Source organism: Oleiphilus sp. HI0125, assembly GCF_001635355.1.
Map to the genome: position 1 here is coordinate 1 of NZ_LWGF01000915.1, position 2,601 is coordinate 2,601.

At 44.6% G+C, this 2,601-nt stretch carries 3 protein-coding genes; all 3 read left to right on the top strand.

Annotated features, from left to right (window positions below):
• A partial coding sequence (locus A3762_RS15865) for a PAS domain-containing sensor histidine kinase (protein ID WP_231878830.1) occupies positions 1 to 865 on the top strand: 865 nt, incomplete at its 5' end.
• Between the two features lie 62 nt (positions 866 to 927).
• The gene (locus A3762_RS15870) at positions 928 to 2,331 is read left to right on the top strand and encodes a sigma-54 dependent transcriptional regulator (RefSeq protein ID WP_068754358.1); all 1,404 of its coding nucleotides are present in this window, start codon (positions 928 to 930) and stop codon (positions 2,329 to 2,331) included.
• Between the two features lie 2 nt (positions 2,332 to 2,333).
• Positions 2,334 to 2,601: hypothetical protein (locus A3762_RS28405; RefSeq protein ID WP_231878831.1), on the top strand; the 268-nt coding region annotated here is incomplete at its 3' end.

Genomic DNA, 2,601 nt, shown 5'->3' on the forward strand with positions numbered 1-2,601 from the left:
ACAAATTATTGAGCGTATTGATGCGTGGTCGCGACAACCCACGGTGCGAAGTAAGCCATTTCAAATGAGTGCTGACTTACCTGAAGTTCAAGCAAATTTTTCGCGAATGGAAAATGCTGGCAAAAATAATACGCTTATTTTCTTAGAAGATACCCGTCTGCTCACTCAGCGCGCGCAACAATTAAAGCTAGCATCACTTGGGCGTTTAACAGCTAGTATCGCACATGAAGTGCGTAACCCCTTAGGCGCTATTAGTCATGCTGCACAGCTTCTTTCTGAGTCAGAAGAATTGACAGAAGCTGATCGCAAGATGACTAGCATCATCGAAAGGCATTGCGCGCGAGTAAATGGCATTATTGAAAATACGCTTACCTTGAGCCGCCGTGGTCAACCCGACGTGCAGGCTATTTCACTCCGACCTTGGCTTGAGCAAGTCGTCGATCAGTGTCGAGAACAAAGCGATTCTCCTATCCCCATCCGCGTGAACGTTCTGAATAAGGAAGACACTTTGGCGCGATTTGACCCTTCTCAGATTGAGCAAGTGCTTACTAACTTGATTGTCAATGCGCAATACCACATCGAGAAATCGATGAACGAGGGTGGGGTTGAAGTATGCTTGTCACGCAAAGCGGGCACGGGACAAGCTGTCGTAGATATCATTGATTCGGGTAATGGCGTATCGGAAGAGAATCAGAAACACTTGTTTGAGCCCTTTTTTACAACCGAGAGCACAGGAACCGGATTGGGTCTATATATATCGCGTGAACTGTGTGAAGCCAATCAGGCAAACTTAAGTTACCTTGAGAGCAGTAGTGGCGGTGCTTGTTTTCGCATTATATTTGCGCACCACAAACGAATTGTTTAAGCCAGAAACATTTGAATACAGACTTCAGCATTGACTGAGATAGAAACTAGTAGAGACGTTAAATGACTCGACCATGCGTATTAATAATTGATGATGAACCAGATATTCGAGAACTTCTCGAAATCACGCTTATGCGTATGGGGTTAGATACCGTCAGTGTTGATTGTATCGAAGAAGCTCATCGTGCTTTGTCAGAGTTTACCTTTCAATTATGTTTAACAGATATGAACCTGCCGGATGGCAATGGTATTGATTTTGTGCGTTTTATACAGAGCGAACACAGTCATATTCCGATAGCTATGATTACCGCTTATGGCAGTGTTGAAACCGCCATTGAGGCGCTAAAAGCGGGTGCATTTGATTTTATCTCTAAGCCTGTCGATTTAACGCAACTACGCACACTTGTATCTAGTGCGCTTAAACTCGCTGAAACAAAAGTTGATCTTGCTCAGTCAATTCCTAGTGATCAAACGGTGCTCCTCGGTGAGAGTGCCGAACTCAAAAAGCTCAACAAACAGGTTGTTAAACTCGCTCGCAGCCAAGCGCCGATATACATTTCTGGAGAATCCGGAAGTGGTAAAGAATTGGTTGCACGTGCCATTCATGCCAATGGTGTCAGACGTGATGGGCCATTCATTCCAGTTAACTGTGGCGCGATACCAAGCGAGTTGATGGAAAGTGAGTTTTTCGGACACTTAAAAGGTAGCTTTAGTGGGGCTCATCAAGATAAAGATGGCCTGTTTAAAGCGGCGGATGGCGGCACTTTGTTTTTGGATGAAGTGGCTGATCTACCCTTAGATATGCAGGTGAAATTGCTTCGTGCTATTCAAGAGAAAGCGGTGCGTGCCGTAGGCGGTGAGTCTGAAGAAGCCGTCGATGTGCGCGTTTTGAGTGCAACGCATAAAGATCTTCAAGCATTGGTCGACGACGGCAGTTTTCGACAAGACTTGTTCTACCGCATTAACGTCATTAACTTGCAGGTACCTAGCTTGCGCGAACGCCAAGATGACGTAGCGCTATTGGCAACGCGTTTCTTGTCGAATATCGCTCAAGAATGTGGTGTCGATAACGCGTCCATCGATGACAATGCAATGCAAGCGCTTAAAAGCTATAGCTTTCCTGGAAACGTGCGTGAGTTAGAGAACATCATTGAACGTGCGTTTACGCTGTGTGAAGACGATATTATTCGTGAACAAGATCTGCAGCTAGATAACAGCCCGCGCTTATCTCCAACCCAGACGTTTTCTGAGCCGAGCGCTCAGCCCGACAACCAAGATAGCTCTACAGACTCTATATCGGCTCGACCAGAGGATATGCCTTTAGAAGATTATCTTGAGCAAATAGAGCGCGTAGAGATAGAAAAAGCGCTGCAAGATACCAAATGGAATCGCACTGCGGCAGCGAAAAAGCTGGGTATGAGTTTTCGGTCTATGCGGTATCGTTTGAAGAAGTTGGGATTAGATTAGGTTTGGTTTTTGTTTCTCAAGAGGACTTGAAAGACCTTCCGTTCTTAATGAGTTTTCGTCATGCGTTATTGGAAGGCACTAGTGATAACTTTTTCAAAAAGGCTTATGTCTGCGTATTTGATCACTGGTTATCTCGAACAGAATATTCAGAGTATATTGGTTTAGCAAATAGCGATCGTATTTCATTTTATAACTCATTGCGGTCTCAACTGTTTGTTTCGATTTCCGCTGAATGTTTCTTGTTAAATCTTGACGATTGTCAGTACTACA